This is a genomic window from Burkholderia sp. AU32262, assembly GCF_020419985.1.
In the GTDB taxonomy this organism is placed as follows: Bacteria; Pseudomonadota; Gammaproteobacteria; order Burkholderiales; family Burkholderiaceae; genus Burkholderia; species Burkholderia semiarida.
This window is the reverse complement of record NZ_JAIZRS010000052.1, coordinates 1-18,283: the sequence shown is the minus strand read 5'-3', so window position 1 is coordinate 18,283 and position 18,283 is coordinate 1. Positions and strand designations below refer to the sequence as shown.

Genomic DNA, 18,283 nt, shown 5'->3' with positions numbered 1-18,283 from the left:
GGGCGACAACGTGTCGATCACGGTGAAGCTGATCGCTCCGATCGCGATGGAAGAAGGTCTGCGCTTCGCGATCCGCGAAGGCGGCCGTACCGTCGGCGCCGGCGTCGTCGCCAAGATCATCGAGTAAGCCAGTTATTCGTTGATCGACAGTTTTGGGGCTGGCAGCAGCCGGCCCCAACATGGTTTAGGGGTATAGCTCAACTGGCAGAGCGTCGGTCTCCAAAACCGAAGGTTGGGGGTTCGATTCCCTCTGCCCCTGCCAAAAATCGCCACGTGTCCCACGTGGCATTTGTTTTAAGGTGTTATGGCGAATCCATCCGTCGAAACTGTAAATACCTCCGGCGATAAGCTGATGCTGGCCCTGGGCGTATTGCTGGTGTTGGCCGGATTCGTGGGCTTCTTCTGGCTGGCCAATCAGCAGTGGTATGTCCGCGGTGCCGCGTTGGCGGTAGGTATCATCGCCGGCGTGGCCGTCGGGCTGATGTCCGCCCCTGGCAAGAGCCTCATCGCGTTTGCCAAGGATTCGTACAAGGAAGTCCGGAAGGTCGTATGGCCCACCCGCAAGGAAGCAACGCAAACCACACTCGTCGTGTTCGGTTTCGTGCTCGTGATGGCGATTTTCCTCTGGTTGAGCGACAAATCGATCGAATGGGTGATTTTCTCGGCGATTCTGGGTTGGAAATGATATGAGCGATACTCCGGCATCCCCGAGCGGAAAGCGTTGGTACGTCGTGCACGCCTACTCCGGTATGGAGAAGAGCGTGCAACGCGCGCTTCAAGAGCGCATCGAACGTGCTGGCATGCAGGACAAATTCGGTCAGATCCTGGTTCCGACCGAAGAAGTGGTCGAAGTCAAAGGCGGCCACAAGGCTGTGACCGAACGTCGTTTCTTCCCTGGCTACGTGCTGGTGGAAATGGAAATGACGGACGAAACGTGGCACCTCGTGAAGAACACCGCGAAGGTCACTGGTTTCGTCGGCGGTGCGCGTAACCGCCCGACCCCGATTTCCCCGAAGGAAGTCGAGAAGATCATGTCGCAGATGCAGGAAGGCGTCGAAAAGCCGCGCCCGAAGACCCTGTTCGAAGTCGGCGAGATGGTGCGTGTCAAGGAAGGCCCGTTCACGGACTTCAACGGCACCGTCGAAGAAGTCAACTACGAGAAATCGCGCGTGCGTGTGTCGGTCACCATCTTTGGCCGCTCGACCCCCGTCGAACTCGAGTTCGGTCAGGTCGAAAAAGTTTGATCCCGATTCGGTGGGCAGCCTCGGCTGCCCACCTTCGCGCTTACGGCCCGCGTCATGGCCGTTGAGGAGCGTCAGTAGCCAGCGGCGAAAGCGCGTTATCACTCACCGAACGCCTTCTCCGGCGTTCCAATGAGGTTTCAAATGGCAAAGAAGATTATCGGCTTTATCAAGCTGCAGATCCCTGCAGGTAAAGCCAACCCGTCGCCGCCGGTTGGTCCGGCACTGGGCCAGCGCGGCCTGAACATCATGGAGTTCTGCAAGGCGTTCAACGCGCAGACTCAAGGCATGGAGCCGGGTCTGCCGGTGCCGGTGGTCATCACGGCATTCGCTGACAAGAGCTTCACGTTCGTGATGAAGACGCCGCCGGCGACCGTCCTGATCAAGAAGGCGGCGAAGGTGGACAAGGGCTCGAGCAAGCCGCACACCGACAAGGTCGGTTCGATCACGCGCGCTCAAGCCGAAGAAATCGCGAAGACCAAGATGCCGGACCTTACGGCAGCTGATCTGGACGCAGCCGTTCGCACCATCGCTGGTAGCGCACGCTCGATGGGTATCACTGTGGAGGGCGTGTAAATGGCTAAGATCTCCAAGCGCCGTCAGGCATTTGCCGCCAAGGTCGACCGTCAGAAGCTGTACGCGATCGAAGACGCACTGAGCCTCGTGAAGGAATGCGCGAGCGCGAAGTTCGACGAGTCGATCGACGTCGCAGTCCAGCTCGGCATCGATGCGAAGAAGTCGGACCAGGTCGTTCGTGGTTCGGTCGTTCTCCCGGCAGGTACGGGCAAGTCGGTTCGCGTTGCCGTGTTCGCGCAAGGCGAAAAGGCCGAGCAAGCTCGTGCAGCTGGCGCGGAAATCGTCGGTATGGAAGACCTGGCCGAGCAGATCAAGGCTGGCCAGATGGACTTCGACATCGTGATCGCTTCGCCGGACACGATGCGTATCGTCGGTACGCTCGGCCAGATCCTCGGCCCGCGCGGCCTGATGCCGAACCCGAAGGTCGGTACGGTCACGCCGGACGTCGCAACCGCCGTCAAGAACGCGAAGGCTGGTCAGGTGCAATTCCGTGTCGACAAGGCCGGTATCATCCATGCGACCATCGGCCGTGCATCGTTCGAGCCGACCGCGCTGCGTTCGAACCTGTCGGCGCTGATCGAAGCGCTGCAGAAGGCAAAGCCGGCAACGAGCAAGGGCGTGTACCTGCGCAAGATCGCACTGTCGAGCACGATGGGCGTCGGCGTGCGCGTCGACCAGGCTACGCTGGCAGCACAGTAAGCAAGTATTCGGGCCGCTTCGCTCGCGAAGCGATCCACATGGGCTTTGGGCGGTTGTTCGTGCAGCAGGGCGGGCAACCGGTTATCAAAGACCGTTGGTGGGGCGCAGCAGTCAGGTGATCCCCTTAATTCAAGCCAACGCAGATGGCGAACCCGAAAAAGTTTTGCAGTGGTGAAGCCGCAGGCCGCGAAGCGATTCGCGGCATGAGGTGGAAATACTCCTAACGAGGTCGGACGCCGTTGTTGAACGAGGTACGTGAGGTTTCGCCATACCGGCAAGGCCGAACGTATCGTTTCTGGAGGCTAACCGTGCCGCTTAATAGAGAAGACAAGCAAGCCGTCGTCGCTGAGGTTTCCGCGCAAGTCGCGAAGGCTCAGACCGTTGTGCTGGCTGAGTATCGTGGAATTGCGGTTGGCGATCTGACCAAGCTGCGCGCGCAAGCGCGTGAGCAAAAGGTTTACCTGCGCGTGTTGAAGAACACGCTGGCGCGTCGCGCTGTCGAAGGTACGCCGTTTGCTCCGCTGGCAGAGCAGATGACTGGTCCGCTGATCTACGGCATCTCGGAAGATGCAATTGCCGCTGCTAAGGTCGTCAACGACTTCAGCAAGAGCAATGACAAGTTGGTCATCAAGGCTGGTTCGTTCGATGGCAAGGTGATGGACAAGGCTGGCGTGCAAGCGCTGGCAAGCATCCCGAGTCGCGAAGAACTGCTCTCGAAGCTGCTGTTCGTTATGCAAGCGCCTGTTTCGGGCTTCGCGCGTGCTCTGGCCGCGCTGGCCGAGAAGAAGCAAGCGGAAGCTGCGTAAGCGAACGTGCATCAGCGTCATTGATCGCTGGCTGTATCCGAATTCAATTTAGGAGTATTTCAAATGGCAATCGCAAAAGAAGACATCCTGGCAGCAGTCGAAGGGATGACCGTTCTGGAACTGAACGAACTGGTCAAGGCATTCGAAGAGAAGTTTGGCGTGTCGGCAGCTGCAGTGGCAGTCGCTGGCCCGGCAGGCGGCGGCGCTGCTGCTGCTGCAGAAGAGAAGACCGAATTCACGGTCGTCCTGGCTGAAGCCGGCGCCAACAAGGTTTCGGTCATCAAGGCCGTTCGCGAACTGACGGGCCTGGGCCTGAAGGAAGCGAAGGACCTGGTTGACGGTGCACCGAAGCCCATCAAGGAAGGCGTCGACAAGGCTGCTGCTGAAGAAGCCAAGAAGAAGCTGGAAGAAGCTGGCGCGAAGGTCGAAGTCAAGTAAGTTTCGGCGCGCTGTGCGAAGGCTGGCGGTATTTTCACCGCCGGCCTTTTTGTGCTTTGTGGGGACGTTATTCTGGCACTCATTCGGGAGCCCGAATAATCGGCCCCAGAAGCCAAAGAAAACCGCCTGATCGTTGTGATGCATCACTCACGATTGGCGGTTCTCTTTGTCTTCTGAAGCGACTGCAGAAGGCAAGTTTGGTCGGGTAGCGGGCAACACAGGCATCCGCTGCCGTCAGCCAGCGGTTGGTAGCGGCCAACCACCAAGCTTCTCGGCTCGTTCAAGCCGTCGAACGGCCATCGGGTCTCAGTCGGTGAACACTCGGGTTTGAAACGTCCAGGTATTCCGCCTCGATAGCACCCGCCGTGATTCGGAGATCGTATGCAATATTCCTTCACCGAGAAGAAGCGCATTCGCAAGAGTTTCGCGAAGCGCCCCATCGTTCACCAAGTTCCGTTCTTGCTGGCTACTCAGCTTGAATCATTCAGCACGTTTCTGCAAGCCGATGTGCCCGCGACGCAACGTAAGCCCGAGGGTTTGCAGGCCGCGTTCACGTCGGTATTTCCCATTGTTTCGCACAACGGTTTCGCGCGCCTCGAGTTCGTGAGCTATGCGCTGTCGTCGCCGGCATTCAACATCAAGGAATGCCAGCAGCGCGGCCTGACGTACTGCTCCGCGCTGCGCGCGAAGGTCCGCCTCGTCATCCTCGACAAGGAATCGCCGAACAAGCCGGTCGTCAAGGAAGTGAAGGAGCAGGAAGTGTACATGGGCGAAATTCCGCTCATGACGCCGACGGGCTCGTTCGTCATCAACGGCACCGAGCGTGTCATCGTCTCGCAGCTGCATCGTTCGCCGGGCGTGTTCTTCGAACACGACAAGGGCAAGACGCACAGCTCGGGCAAGCTGCTGTTCTCGGCACGGATCATTCCGTACCGCGGCTCGTGGCTCGACTTCGAATTCGATCCGAAGGACATCCTGTACTTCCGCGTCGACCGTCGCCGCAAGATGCCGGTCACGATCCTGCTGAAGGCCATCGGTCTGACGCCGGAACAGATCCTCGCGAACTTCTTCGTGTTCGACAACTTCACGCTGATGGACGAAGGCGCGCAACTCGAGTTCGTGCCCGAGCGCCTGCGTGGCGAAGTCGCGCGCTTCGACATCACGGATCGCGACGGCAAGGTCATCGTCCAGAAGGACAAGCGGATCAACGCGAAGCACATTCGCGACCTCGAAGCCGCGAAGACCAAGTTCATCTCGGTGCCGGAAGACTATCTGCTCGGCCGCGTGCTGGCGAAGAACGTCGTCGACGGCGACACCGGCGAAGTGATCGCGAGCGCGAACGACGAAGTCACGGAAAGCGTGCTCGAGAAGCTGCGCGAAGCGGGCATCAAGGACATCCAGACGCTCTACACGAACGATCTGGACCAGGGTCCTTACATCTCGTCCACGCTGCGTGTCGACGAAACGACCGACAAGACGGCCGCGCGCATCGCGATCTACCGCATGATGCGTCCGGGCGAGCCGCCGACCGAAGAAGCGGTCGAGGCGCTGTTCAACCGTCTGTTCTACAGCGAAGAAGCGTACGACCTGTCGAAGGTCGGCCGCATGAAGTTCAACCGCCGCGTCGGCCGTGACGAGATCGTCGGCCCGATGACGCTGCAGGACGACGACATCCTCGCGACGATCAAGATCCTCGTCGAGCTGCGTAACGGCAAGGGCGAAGTGGACGACATCGACCACCTCGGCAACCGTCGCGTGCGTTGCGTCGGCGAACTGGCGGAAAACCAGTTCCGCGCCGGTCTCGTGCGTGTCGAGCGCGCGGTCAAGGAACGCCTCGGCCAGGCCGAAAGCGAAAACCTGATGCCGCACGACCTGATCAACTCGAAGCCGATTTCGTCGGCGATCCGCGAGTTCTTCGGTTCGTCGCAGCTGTCGCAGTTCATGGACCAGACCAACCCGCTGTCGGAAATCACGCACAAGCGCCGTGTTTCCGCACTGGGCCCGGGCGGTCTGACGCGCGAGCGCGCAGGCTTCGAAGTCCGCGACGTGCACCCGACCCACTACGGCCGCGTGTGCCCGATCGAGACGCCGGAAGGTCCGAACATCGGCCTGATCAACTCGCTCGCACTGTACGCGCACCTGAACGAGTACGGCTTCCTCGAGACGCCGTACCGCAAGGTCGTGGACGGCAAGGTGACCGATCAGATCGACTACCTGTCGGCGATCGAGGAAGGTCGCTACATGATCGCCCAGGCGAACGCCGCGATCGACGAAGACGGCCGACTGATCGACGAACTCGTGTCGTCGCGCGAAGCCGGCGAAACGATGATGGTCACGCCGGACCGGATCCAGTACATGGACGTCGCGCCGTCGCAGATCGTGTCGGTGGCAGCGTCGCTGATCCCGTTCCTCGAGCACGATGACGCGAACCGTGCACTGATGGGTTCGAACATGCAGCGTCAGGCCGTGCCGTGTCTGCGTCCGGAAAAGCCGGTCGTCGGTACGGGCATCGAGCGCACCTGCGCGGTCGACTCGGGTACGACGGTTCAGGCGTTCCGCGGCGGTGTGGTCGACTACGTCGACGCAGGCCGTATCGTGATTCGCGTGAACGACGACGAAGCGGTCGCGGGTGAAGTCGGTGTCGACATCTACAACCTGATCAAGTACACGCGTTCGAACCAGAACACGAACATCAACCAGCGTCCGATCGTGAAGATGGGCGACAAGGTCTCGCGCGGCGACGTGCTGGCCGACGGCGCCTCGACGGACCTGGGCGAGCTCGCGCTCGGCCAGAACATGCTGATCGCGTTCATGCCGTGGAACGGCTACAACTTCGAGGATTCGATCCTGATCTCGGAGAAGGTGGTCGCGGACGATCGCTACACGTCGATCCACATCGAAGAGCTGAACGTCGTTGCACGCGACACGAAGCTCGGGCCGGAAGAAATCACGCGCGACATCTCGAACCTGGCGGAAGTCCAGCTCGGCCGTCTCGACGAATCGGGCATCGTGTACATCGGTGCGGAAGTCGAAGCAGGCGACGTGCTGGTCGGCAAGGTCACGCCGAAGGGCGAGACCCAGCTGACGCCGGAAGAGAAGCTGCTGCGCGCGATCTTCGGCGAGAAGGCTTCGGACGTGAAGGACACGTCGCTGCGCGTGCCGTCGGGCATGAGCGGGACCGTGATCGACGTCCAGGTGTTCACGCGTGAAGGCATCCAGCGCGACAAGCGTGCGCAACAGATCATCGACGACGAACTGAAGCGCTACCGTCTCGACCTGAACGACCAGCTGCGCATCGTGGAAGGCGACGCGTTCCAGCGTCTCGCGCGCATGCTCGTGGGCAAGGTCGCGAACGGCGGTCCGAAGAAGCTCGCGAAGGGCACGAAGATCGACCAGGCTTACCTGGAAGACCTCGACCATTACCACTGGTTCGACATCCGCCTCGCGGACGACGAAGCGGCGGCGCAGCTCGAAGCGATCAAGAACTCCATCGAAGAGAAGCGTCACCAGTTCGACCTCGCGTTCGAAGAGAAGCGCAAGAAGCTCACGCAAGGCGACGAACTGCCGCCGGGCGTGCTGAAGATGGTCAAGGTGTACCTCGCGGTGAAGCGCCGCCTGCAGCCTGGCGACAAGATGGCGGGCCGTCACGGTAACAAGGGTGTCGTGTCGAAGATCGTTCCGATCGAAGACATGCCGTACATGGCCGACGGCCGTCCGGCCGACGTCGTGCTGAACCCGCTCGGCGTGCCGTCGCGGATGAACGTGGGTCAGGTTCTGGAAGTGCACCTCGGCTGGGCCGCGAAGGGCCTCGGCTGGCGTATCGGCGAAATGCTGCAGCGTCAGGCGAAGATCGAGGAACTGCGCGCGTTCCTGACGAAGATCTACAACGAGTCGGGCCGCCAGGAAGATCTGGAAAGCTTCACCGACGACGAGATCCTCGAACTCGCGAAGAATCTGCGCGAAGGCGTGCCGTTCGCGACGCCGGTGTTCGACGGTGCGACCGAGGAAGAAATGGGCAAGATGCTCGACCTCGCGTTCCCGGACGACATCGCCGAACAGCTCGGCATGAACCCGTCGAAGAACCAGGTCCGCCTGTACGACGGCCGCACGGGTGAAATGTTCGAACGTCGCGTGACGCTCGGCTACATGCACTACCTGAAGCTGCACCACCTGGTCGACGACAAGATGCACGCGCGTTCGACCGGCCCGTACTCGCTCGTCACGCAGCAGCCGCTGGGTGGTAAGGCGCAGTTCGGTGGTCAGCGTTTCGGTGAAATGGAAGTGTGGGCACTCGAAGCGTACGGCGCGTCCTACGTGCTGCAGGAAATGCTGACGGTGAAGTCGGACGACGTGACCGGCCGGACGAAGGTGTACGAAAACCTCGTCAAGGGCGATCACGTGATCGATGCAGGCATGCCGGAATCCTTCAACGTGCTCGTGAAGGAAATCCGCTCGCTCGGTATCGATATCGACCGCAATTAATCGGACTACGGAGAGAAAGCAATGAAAGCTCTGCTCGATCTATTCAAGCAAGTCCAACAGGAAGAAGTTTTCGACGCGATCAAGATCGGTCTGGCCTCGCCCGACAAGATCCGTTCGTGGTCGTTCGGCGAAGTGAAGAAGCCGGAGACCATCAACTACCGTACGTTCAAGCCGGAACGCGATGGTCTGTTCTGCGCGAAGATCTTCGGGCCGATCAAGGACTACGAGTGCCTGTGCGGCAAGTACAAGCGTCTGAAGCACCGCGGCGTGATCTGCGAGAAGTGCGGCGTCGAAGTGACGCTGGCGAAGGTGCGTCGCGAACGGATGGGCCACATCGAGCTGGCCTCGCCGGTCGCGCACATCTGGTTCCTGAAGTCGCTGCCGTCGCGTCTGGGCATGGTGCTCGACATGACGCTGCGCGACATCGAACGCGTGCTGTACTTCGAAGCCTATGTGGTCATCGAACCGGGCATGACGCCGCTGAAGGCGCGGCAGATCATGACCGAAGAGGATTACTACAACAAGGTCGAGGAATACGGCGACGAATTCCGTGCCGAAATGGGCGCGGAAGGCGTGCGTGAACTGCTGCGCGCGATCAACATCGACGAGCAGGTCGAGACGCTGCGCACCGAGCTGAAGAACACCGGCTCGGAAGCGAAGATCAAGAAGTACGCGAAGCGCCTGAAGGTCCTCGAGGCATTCCAGCGCTCGGGCATCAAGCCCGAGTGGATGATCCTCGAAGTGCTGCCGGTGCTGCCGCCGGAACTGCGTCCGCTCGTGCCGCTGGACGGCGGCCGTTTCGCGACGTCGGACCTGAACGACCTGTATCGCCGCGTGATCAACCGGAACAACCGGTTGAAGCGTCTGCTCGAGCTGAAGGCGCCTGAAATCATCGTCCGCAACGAAAAGCGGATGCTGCAGGAAGCCGTCGACTCGCTGCTCGACAACGGCCGCCGCGGCAAGGCGATGACGGGCGCGAACAAGCGTCCGCTGAAGTCGCTCGCCGACATGATCAAGGGCAAGGGTGGTCGCTTCCGTCAGAACCTGCTGGGCAAGCGCGTCGACTACTCGGGCCGTTCGGTCATCGTGGTCGGCCCGACGCTGAAGCTGCACCAGTGCGGCCTGCCGAAGCTGATGGCGCTCGAGCTGTTCAAGCCGTTCATCTTCAACAAGCTGGAAGTGATGGGCGTCGCGACGACCATCAAGGCTGCGAAGAAGGAAGTCGAGAACCAGACGCCGGTGGTGTGGGACATCCTCGAAGAGGTGATCCGCGAGCACCCGGTGATGCTGAACCGTGCGCCGACGCTGCACCGTCTCGGCATCCAGGCGTTCGAGCCGGTGCTGATCGAAGGCAAGGCGATCCAGCTGCACCCGCTCGTCTGCGCGGCGTTCAACGCCGACTTCGACGGTGACCAGATGGCCGTTCACGTGCCGCTGTCGCTCGAAGCGCAGATGGAAGCGCGCACGCTGATGCTTGCGTCGAACAACGTGCTGTTCCCGGCCAACGGCGATCCGTCGATCGTGCCGTCGCAGGATATCGTGCTGGGTCTGTACTACGCGACCCGCGAAGCGATCAACGGCAAGGGCGAAGGCCTGTCGTTTACCGGCGTGTCGGAAGTGATCCGCGCGTACGAGAACAAGGAAGTCGAGCTGGCCTCGCGCGTCAACGTCCGGATCACCGAAATGGTCCGCAACGAAGACACGTCGGAAGGCGCGCCGGAATTCGTGCCGAAGATCACGCTGTACGCGACGACCGTCGGTCGCGCGATCCTGTCGGAGATCCTGCCGCACGGCCTGCCGTTCTCGGTGCTGAACAAGCCGCTGAAGAAGAAGGAAATCTCGCGCCTGATCAACACGGCGTTCCGCAAGTGCGGTCTGCGTGCGACGGTCGTGTTCGCCGACCAGCTGATGCAGTCGGGTTTCCGTCTCGCGACGCGTGCCGGCATCTCGATCTGCGTGGACGACATGCTCGTGCCGCCGCAGAAGGAAACGATCGTCGGCGACGCCGCGAAGAAGGTGAAGGAGTACGACCGCCAGTACATGTCGGGTCTCGTCACCGCGCAGGAACGCTACAACAACGTGGTCGACATCTGGTCGGCAACGTCGGAAGCGGTCGGCAAGGCGATGATGGAGCAGCTGTCGACGGAGCCGGTGATCGATCGCGACGGCAATGAGACGCGCCAGGAGTCGTTCAACTCGATCTACATGATGGCCGACTCGGGCGCCCGGGGTTCGGCGGTTCAGATTCGTCAGCTGGCCGGCATGCGTGGCCTGATGGCGAAGCCGGACGGCTCGATTATCGAGACGCCGATTACCGCGAACTTCCGCGAAGGTCTGAACGTGTTGCAGTACTTCATCTCGACCCACGGTGCACGTAAGGGTCTGGCTGATACGGCACTGAAGACCGCGAACTCGGGTTACCTGACGCGTCGTCTCGTCGACGTCACGCAGGATCTGGTCGTGGTGGAAGACGATTGCGGCACGTCGAACGGCGTGGCGATGAAGGCGCTCGTCGAAGGCGGTGAAGTCGTCGAAGCGCTGCGTGACCGTATCCTCGGCCGCGTCGCGGTGGCGGACGTCGTGAACCCGGAAACGCAGGAAACGCTGTACGAATCGGGCACGCTGCTCGACGAAACGGCGGTCGAGGAAATCGAACGCCTCGGCATCGACGAAGTGCGCGTGCGCACGCCGCTGACCTGCGAAACGCGTTACGGTCTGTGCGCAGCCTGCTACGGCCGCGACCTTGGCCGCGGCTCGCTCGTGAACGTCGGCGAAGCGGTCGGCGTGATCGCCGCGCAGTCGATCGGCGAGCCGGGCACGCAGCTGACGATGCGTACGTTCCACATCGGTGGCGCGGCGTCGCGTGCGGCAGTGGCCTCGTCGGTCGAAGCGAAGAGCAACGGTATCGTCCGCTTCACGGCGACGATGCGCTACGTCACGAACGCGAAGGGCGAGCAGATCGTCATTTCCCGTTCGGGCGAGGCGATGATCACCGACGACTTCGGTCGCGAGCGCGAGCGTCACAAAGTGCCGTACGGCGCGACGCTGCTGCAGCTCGACGGCGCGACCATCAAGGCCGGCACGCAGCTCGCCACGTGGGATCCGCTGACGCGCCCGATCATCACCGAGTACGGTGGTACGGTGAAGTTCGAAAACGTCGAGGAAGGCGTGACCGTCGCGAAGCAGATCGACGACGTGACGGGCCTGTCGACGCTGGTCGTGATCGACGTGAAGCGCCGCGGTTCGCAGGCGTCGAAGAGCGTGCGTCCGCAGGTGAAGCTGCTCGACGCGAACGGCGAGGAAGTGAAGATTCCGGGCACGGAGCACGCAGTGCAGATCGGCTTCCAGGTCGGCGCACTGATCACCGTGAAGGATGGCCAGCAGGTGCAGGTCGGTGAAGTGCTCGCACGTATCCCGACGGAAGCGCAGAAGACGCGTGACATTACCGGCGGTCTGCCGCGGGTGGCGGAACTGTTCGAAGCGCGTTCGCCGAAGGATGCCGGCATTCTCGCGGAAGTCACCGGTACGACGTCGTTCGGCAAGGACACGAAGGGCAAGCAGCGTCTCGTCATCACGGACCTCGAGGGCAACCAGCACGAGTTCCTGATCGCGAAGGAAAAGCAGGTTCTGGTTCACGACGCCCAGGTCGTCAACAAGGGCGAAATGATCGTGGACGGTCCGGCCGATCCGCACGACATCCTGCGTCTGCAGGGTATCGAGGCGCTGTCGCGCTACATCGTCGACGAAGTGCAGGACGTGTACCGTCTGCAGGGCGTGAAGATCAACGACAAGCACATCGAGGTGATCGTTCGCCAGATGCTGCGTCGTGTGCAGATCACCGACAACGGCGATACGCGCTTCATCCCGGGCGAACAGGTCGAGCGTTCCGACATGCTGGACGAGAACGATCGCATGATCGCCGAGGGCAAGCGCCCGGCTTCGTACGACAACGTGCTGCTCGGTATCACGAAGGCTTCGCTGTCGACCGACTCGTTCATCTCCGCGGCATCGTTCCAGGAAACGACCCGCGTGCTGACCGAAGCGGCGATCATGGGCAAGCGCGACGATCTGCGCGGCCTGAAGGAAAACGTGATCGTCGGCCGTCTGATTCCGGCCGGTACGGGTCTCGCGTTCCACAAGGCACGCAAGGCGAAGGAATCGTCGGATCGCGAGCGTTTCGACCAGATCGCAGCGGAAGAGGCATTCGACTTCGGCACGCCGAGCGCGCCGGCGGAAGAGCCGCAACACCCGGCAGCCGAGTAAGCGCGGGGCGGCGAAAGCCGCGTTGCCTTGCTATCATCGCTGTCACCGAAACCGCCCGGTTCTGCCGGGCGGTTTTTTTTCGTCCTTCGTTCACGCGCATGACGTGCCTGTGCCGCGCCGGCGTATGCTCCGCGGTCGCCTTCGGCATGGCGGCGACAGGCTCGTGATGCACGTGAAAGAACCCTGACCGAATGGCCAACATCCTGCGATTCGCCACGCGTCGCGCGAGCGGGTTGTTAAAATTGCGGTCATCGCTCAGCCGTCCCTGGTCTCATTCATGTCCCGCGCCCTCGAAATACTCGACGAAGTCTTTGGTTATTCCGCCTTTCGCGGCCAGCAGGGCGAGATCGTCGAGCACGTCGCCGGCGGCGGCGATTGCCTCGTGCTGATGCCCACGGGCGGCGGCAAGTCGCTGTGCTACCAGATCCCCGCGCTGCTGCGCCGCGAGGCCGGGCAGGGCGCCGGCATCGTCGTGTCGCCGCTGATCGCGCTGATGCAGGACCAGGTCGCCGCGTTGAGCGAAGTCGGTGTGCGCGCGGCTTACCTGAATTCGACACTGTCGGGCGCCGAGGCGGCAGCCACCGAGCGCGCGCTGCGCGAAGGTGAAATCGACCTGCTGTACGTCGCGCCGGAGCGGTTGATGACGGGGCGCTTCCTCGACCTGCTCGAGCGCGCGAAGATCGGGCTGTTCGCGATCGACGAAGCGCACTGCGTGTCGCAATGGGGGCACGATTTCCGTCCGGAATACATCCAGCTGTCGGTGCTGCACGAGCGCTTCCCGTCGGTGCCGCGCATCGCGCTGACCGCCACGGCCGACGCGATCACGCGCGACGAGATCATCCATCGGCTCGCGCTCGACGACGCACGCGTGTTCGTGTCGAGCTTCGACCGCCCGAACATCCGCTACCGGATCGTCGAAAAGGACAACGCGCGCTCGCAACTGCTCGACTTCATCCGCGCCGAACACACGAATGCCGACGGCACGACGGATGCGGGCGTCGTCTACTGCCTGTCGCGCCGCAAGGTCGAGGAAACGGCCGAATGGCTGAAGGCGCAGGGCGTGCGCGCGCTGCCGTATCACGCGGGGATGGAGTTCGAGGTGCGGCAGAAGCACCAGGAAATGTTCCAGCGCGAGGAAGGCATCGTGATGTGCGCGACGATCGCGTTCGGCATGGGTATCGACAAGCCCGACGTGCGCTTCGTTGCCCATCTCGATTTGCCGAAGAGCGTCGAAGGCTACTACCAGGAGACCGGCCGCGCGGGCCGCGACGGGATGCCCGCGAACGCGTGGATGGCGTATGGCCTCGGCGACGTCGTCCAGCAGCGCAAGATGATCGACGAGTCGGATGCGGACGACGCGCACAAGCGCGTGCAGACGTCGAAGCTCGACGCGCTGCTCGGATTGTGCGAGACGATCTCGTGCCGCCGCGTGCGGCTGCTGAACTACTTCGGCGAGGCGAGCCAGCCGTGCGGCAACTGCGACACGTGCCTGGAGCCGCCCGATTCATGGGACGCGACGCGCGAGGCGCAGATGGCGCTGTCGTGCGTGTTCCGCGCGCAGCGCGCGAGCGGCTTCAACTTCGGCGCGAGCCATCTGATCGAGATCCTGCGCGGCGGCCGCACCGAGAAGGTGCTGCAGCGCGGCCATGACCAGTTGAGCACGTTCGGTATCGGCGCGTCGCTGTCCGAGCCCGAGTGGCGCGCGATTTTCCGGCAACTGGTCGCGTACGGCTACCTGGCGGTCGACCATGGCGGCTTCGGCGCGCTGGTGCTCACCGAGGCCGCGAAGCCGGTGCTGAAGAACGAGGAAAAGGTCACGCTGCGCCGCTACGTGAAGCCGCAGCGCACGCGCCAGTCGTCGAGCCGCAGCGGCACGCGGGTCGACCCGACGGCCGGCATGGGCGCGCGTGAGCGCGCACGCTGGGACGCGCTGCGTGCGTGGCGCGCGGAAACCGCGAAGACGGACGGCGTGCCGGCCTACGTGATCTTCCACGACGCGACGCTCGCCGAAATCGCGCGCAACGCGCCGGAGACGATCGACGACCTGCGTCACATTCCCGGCATGGGCGTGCGCAAGCTCGAGCGCTTCGGCGACGAGATCATCGACGTCGTCGAATCGGCTTGACACTGGGTCCCGACCCCTTCCATAGACTGCGCGGTCGGCCGGCAAATCACGCAAGCCGTTGACTTCGTTGGTATTTCCGGAATATCATGTTGGGTTCCGGTATTCGGAGGCCGCGTCGCGTTCGAAAGTTCGCGCCCGATCCGCCGGTTCGGAAGTCAACTGTGCGTCGATTCTCGCTTTGCCCGAAATCGATGTGCAGATTTTGTTCAATTTCAGGAATAAACAATGCCAACCATCAACCAACTGGTTCGCAAAGGCCGTCAGTCGGAAACGACGAAGAGCAAGAGCCCGGCCCTGCAGGACTGCCCCCAGCGTCGCGGCGTGTGCACCCGTGTGTACACGACGACGCCGAAGAAGCCGAACTCGGCACTCCGTAAGGTCGCCAAGGTTCGTCTGACGAACGGCTTCGAAGTGATTTCGTACATCGGCGGTGAAGGCCACAACCTGCAGGAACACTCGGTTGTGCTGATCCGCGGCGGCCGTGTGAAGGACTTGCCGGGTGTGCGTTACCACATGGTTCGCGGCTCGCTGGATACCCAGGGCGTCAAGGACCGTAAGCAAGCGCGCTCGAAGTACGGCGCGAAGCGTGCAAAGGCTGCCAAGTAAGCAGTTTTTGATCAGGGATCGCCGCAGGGCGGTCGAGGCGGGAGTGCCGGATTGCCGGTGCTGTCGAGTAAGTGGTCACCCGGCCAAGCTGGTTAGTCGTGAAGATGTGATCGGGTTTGTTGGTGGCCGCGGAGCTGAATCCAGCTCCAACTGAACAAGTAAAGGAAGAATCATGCCGCGTCGTCGCGAAGTCCCCAAGCGGGAAGTGTTGCCGGATCCGAAGTTCGGCAACGTTGATGTTGCCAAGTTCATGAACATGCTGATGCTGTCCGGCAAGAAGTCGGTCGCAGAGCGCATCGTTTATGGCGCATTCGAACAAATCCAGACCAAGGGTGGCAAGGACCCGCTGGAAGTGTTCACGGTTGCGCTCAACAACGTGAAGCCGGTGGTCGAAGTGAAGAGCCGTCGCGTTGGTGGTGCCAACTATCAAGTTCCGGTCGAAGTGCGCCCGTCGCGTCGTATGGCATTGGCGATGCGCTGGCTGCGTGAGGCTGCGAAGAAGCGCAGCGAGAAGTCGATGGCCCTGCGCCTGGCAGGTGAACTCTCCGAAGCGGCCGAAGGCCGTGGCGGCGCGATGAAGAAGCGCGACGAAGTTCACCGCATGGCAGAAGCCAACCGCGCGTTCTCGCATTTCCGTTTCTAAGCGCCTGGCTGGGCTGTTTGCGGAAATAAATTCCGGGCGGGTGCGCTTTTAAGGCGCCTCGCCCGTTTGTGTTGAGGCGTGATGCGGCAAGGCTGCATCACGTCATCCCAGTAGAGGATCAAAGTGGCTCGCAAGACTCCTATCGAGCGCTACCGCAATATCGGTATTAGCGCTCACATCGACGCCGGCAAGACGACGACGACCGAGCGCATTCTGTTTTACACCGGTGTGAACCACAAGATCGGTGAAGTCCACGACGGCGCAGCCACGATGGACTGGATGGAGCAGGAACAGGAACGTGGCATCACGATCACGTCCGCTGCTACCACGGCCTTCTGGAAGGGCATGGGCGGCAACTATCCGGAACACCGCATCAACATCATCGACACCCCGGGCCACGTCGACTTCACGATCGAAGTGGAGCGTTCGATGCGCGTGCTCGACGGCGCGTGCATGGTGTACTGCGCAGTGGGCGGCGTGCAGCCGCAGTCGGAAACGGTGTGGCGTCAGGCGAACAAGTACAAGGTGCCGCGTCTCGCGTTCGTCAACAAGATGGACCGTACCGGCGCGAACTTCTTCAAGGTCTACGACCAGCTCCGTCTGCGCCTGAAGGCGAACCCGGTTCCGGTCGTGGTGCCGATCGGCTCGGAAGAAAACTTCAAGGGCGTGGTCGACCTGATCAAGATGAAGGCGATCATTTGGGACGAGGCGTCGCAAGGCACGAAGTTCGACTACGTCGACATCCCGGCCGAACTCGCCGAGACCTGCAAGGAATGGCGCGAAAAGATGGTCGAAGTGGCTGCCGAAGCCAGCGAAGACCTGATGAACAAGTACCTGGAAGAAGGCGATCTGCCGGAAGCCGACATCGTCAAGGCGCTGCGTGATCGTACGATCGCATGCGAAATCCAGCCGATGCTGTGCGGTACCGCGTTCAAGAACAAGGGCGTGCAGCGTATGCTCGACGCCGTGATCGACTTCCTGCCGTCGCCGGTCGACATCCCGCCGGTCAAGGGCGAGCTCGAGAACGGTGAAGAAGCAGAGCGCAAGGCGTCGGACGACGAGAAGTTCTCGTCGCTCGCGTTCAAGATCATGACCGACCCGTTCGTCGGCCAGCTGATCTTCTTCCGTGTGTACTCGGGCGTCGTCAACTCGGGCGACACGCTGCTGAACTCGACCAAGGGCAAGAAGGAACGCCTCGGCCGTATTCTGCAGATGCACGCGAACCAGCGTGAAGAAATCAAGGAAGTCCGCGCAGGCGACATCGCCGCAGCGGTCGGCCTGAAGGAAGCCACCACGGGCGACACGCTGTGCGACCCGGCGAACCCGATCGTTCTCGAGCGCATGGTGTTCCCGGAGCCGGTGATTTCGCAGGCGGTCGAGCCGAAGACCAAGGCCGACCAGGAAAAGATGGGCCTCGCACTGAACCGTCTGGCTCAGGAAGACCCGTCGTTCCGCGTGCAGACCGACGAAGAGTCGGGCCAGACCATCATTTCGGGCATGGGCGAGCTCCACCTCGAAATTCTGGTCGACCGGATGAAGCGTGAATTCGGCGTGGAAGCGACCGTCGGCAAGCCGCAGGTTGCGTACCGCGAAACGATCCGTTCGACGGCGAAGGATGTCGACGGCAAGTTCGTCAAGCAGTCGGGTGGTCGCGGTCAGTACGGTCACGCGGTCATCACGCTCGAGCCGAACGAACAAGGCAAGGGTTACGAGTTCTTCGACGAGATCAAGGGTGGTGTGATTCCCCGTGAATACATCCCGGCGGTCGACAAGGGTATCCAGGACACGCTGAAGTCGGGCGTGCTGGCCGGCTTCCCGGTCGTCGACGTGAAGGTTCACCTGACGTTCGGTTCGTACCACGACGTCGACTCGAACGAAAACGCGTTCCGCATGGCCGGTTCGATGGCGTTCAAGGAAGCGATGCGCAAGGCGAACCCGGTCGTCCTCGAGCCGATGATGGCTGTCGAAGTCGAGACGCCGGAAGACTACATGGGCAACGTGATGGGCGACCTGTCGGGCCGTCGCGGTATCGTCCAGGGCATGGAAGACATGGTTGGCGGCGGCAAGATCGTGCGCGCCGAAGTGCCGCTGTCGGAAATGTTCGGCTATTCGACGTCGCTGCGCTCGCTGACGCAAGGTCGTGCAACGTACACGATGGAGTTCAAGCACTACGCTGAAGCTCCGCGCAACGTTGCCGAAGCGATCATCAGCGCGAAGTCGAAGTAAATCTGTAGCTCTCAATCGATTATTTTTTGAAAGAAGAGAATCATGGCAAAAGAAAAGTTTGAGCGGACCAAGCCGCACGTGAACGTTGGTACGATTGGTCACGTTGACCACGGCAAGACGACGCTGACGGCAGCGATCACGACGGTTCTGACGAAGAAGTTCGGCGGCGAAGCGAAGG

General features: G+C 61.9%; 13 protein-coding genes, 1 tRNA gene and 1 pseudogene. All 15 read left to right on the top strand.

Annotation, left to right across the window (positions count from 1 at the left end; translation table 11 throughout):
• Positions 1-127, top strand: a pseudogene (locus LGN10_RS32805) (elongation factor Tu); the annotation flags it as partial.
• A gap of 59 nt (positions 128-186) precedes the next feature.
• A tRNA-Trp gene (locus tag LGN10_RS32800) sits at positions 187-262 on the top strand.
• Positions 263-304: 42 nt separating this feature from the next.
• Positions 305-685 carry a preprotein translocase subunit SecE gene (gene secE, locus LGN10_RS32795; protein ID WP_006482892.1) on the top strand — a complete coding sequence of 127 codons (381 nt, stop codon included), beginning with the start codon at positions 305-307 and terminating at the stop codon, positions 683-685.
• A 1-nt stretch (position 686) separates the two neighbouring features.
• Entirely contained in the window at positions 687-1,244 is a 558-nt protein-coding gene (gene nusG / locus LGN10_RS32790; protein WP_006400672.1) for a transcription termination/antitermination protein NusG, read from the top strand.
• Between the two features lie 141 nt (positions 1,245-1,385).
• The gene (rplK, locus tag LGN10_RS32785) at positions 1,386-1,817 is read left to right on the top strand and encodes a 50S ribosomal protein L11 (protein ID WP_006477201.1); all 432 of its coding nucleotides are present in this window, start codon (positions 1,386-1,388) and stop codon (positions 1,815-1,817) included.
• Complete coding sequence (gene rplA, locus LGN10_RS32780) at positions 1,818-2,516, top strand: 50S ribosomal protein L1 (protein ID WP_006482906.1); 699 nt, start codon at positions 1,818-1,820, stop codon at positions 2,514-2,516.
• A 308-nt stretch (positions 2,517-2,824) separates the two neighbouring features.
• Positions 2,825-3,322 (top strand): 50S ribosomal protein L10, encoded by a 498-nt coding sequence (rplJ, locus tag LGN10_RS32775; protein WP_006482916.1) that lies wholly within the window; start codon positions 2,825-2,827, stop codon positions 3,320-3,322.
• Between the two features lie 63 nt (positions 3,323-3,385).
• On the top strand, positions 3,386-3,760 hold the full coding sequence (rplL, locus tag LGN10_RS32770) for a 50S ribosomal protein L7/L12 (protein WP_006482911.1): 375 nt from the start codon (positions 3,386-3,388) through the stop codon (positions 3,758-3,760).
• A gap of 381 nt (positions 3,761-4,141) precedes the next feature.
• Positions 4,142-8,242, top strand: a complete 4,101-nt coding sequence (rpoB, locus tag LGN10_RS32765; RefSeq protein WP_226226223.1) for a DNA-directed RNA polymerase subunit beta — start codon at positions 4,142-4,144, stop codon at positions 8,240-8,242.
• Between the two features lie 21 nt (positions 8,243-8,263).
• Positions 8,264-12,505 (top strand): DNA-directed RNA polymerase subunit beta', encoded by a 4,242-nt coding sequence (gene rpoC, locus LGN10_RS32760; RefSeq protein WP_006482896.1) that lies wholly within the window; start codon positions 8,264-8,266, stop codon positions 12,503-12,505.
• Positions 12,506-12,782: 277 nt separating this feature from the next.
• Complete coding sequence (gene recQ / locus LGN10_RS32755) at positions 12,783-14,630, top strand: DNA helicase RecQ (RefSeq protein ID WP_060315563.1); 1,848 nt, start codon at positions 12,783-12,785, stop codon at positions 14,628-14,630.
• Between the two features lie 225 nt (positions 14,631-14,855).
• A complete protein-coding gene (gene rpsL / locus LGN10_RS32750) occupies positions 14,856-15,236 on the top strand; it encodes a 30S ribosomal protein S12 (RefSeq protein ID WP_006400662.1) in 381 nt (126 codons plus the stop codon).
• Positions 15,237-15,408: 172 nt separating this feature from the next.
• The gene (rpsG, locus tag LGN10_RS32745; protein WP_006477195.1) at positions 15,409-15,879 is read left to right on the top strand and encodes a 30S ribosomal protein S7; all 471 of its coding nucleotides are present in this window, start codon (positions 15,409-15,411) and stop codon (positions 15,877-15,879) included.
• Between the two features lie 123 nt (positions 15,880-16,002).
• The gene (gene fusA / locus LGN10_RS32740) at positions 16,003-18,105 is read left to right on the top strand and encodes an elongation factor G (RefSeq protein WP_059535572.1); all 2,103 of its coding nucleotides are present in this window, start codon (positions 16,003-16,005) and stop codon (positions 18,103-18,105) included.
• Positions 18,106-18,147: 42 nt separating this feature from the next.
• Positions 18,148-18,283: GTP-binding protein (locus tag LGN10_RS32735; protein ID WP_242460920.1), on the top strand; the 136-nt coding region annotated here is incomplete at its 3' end.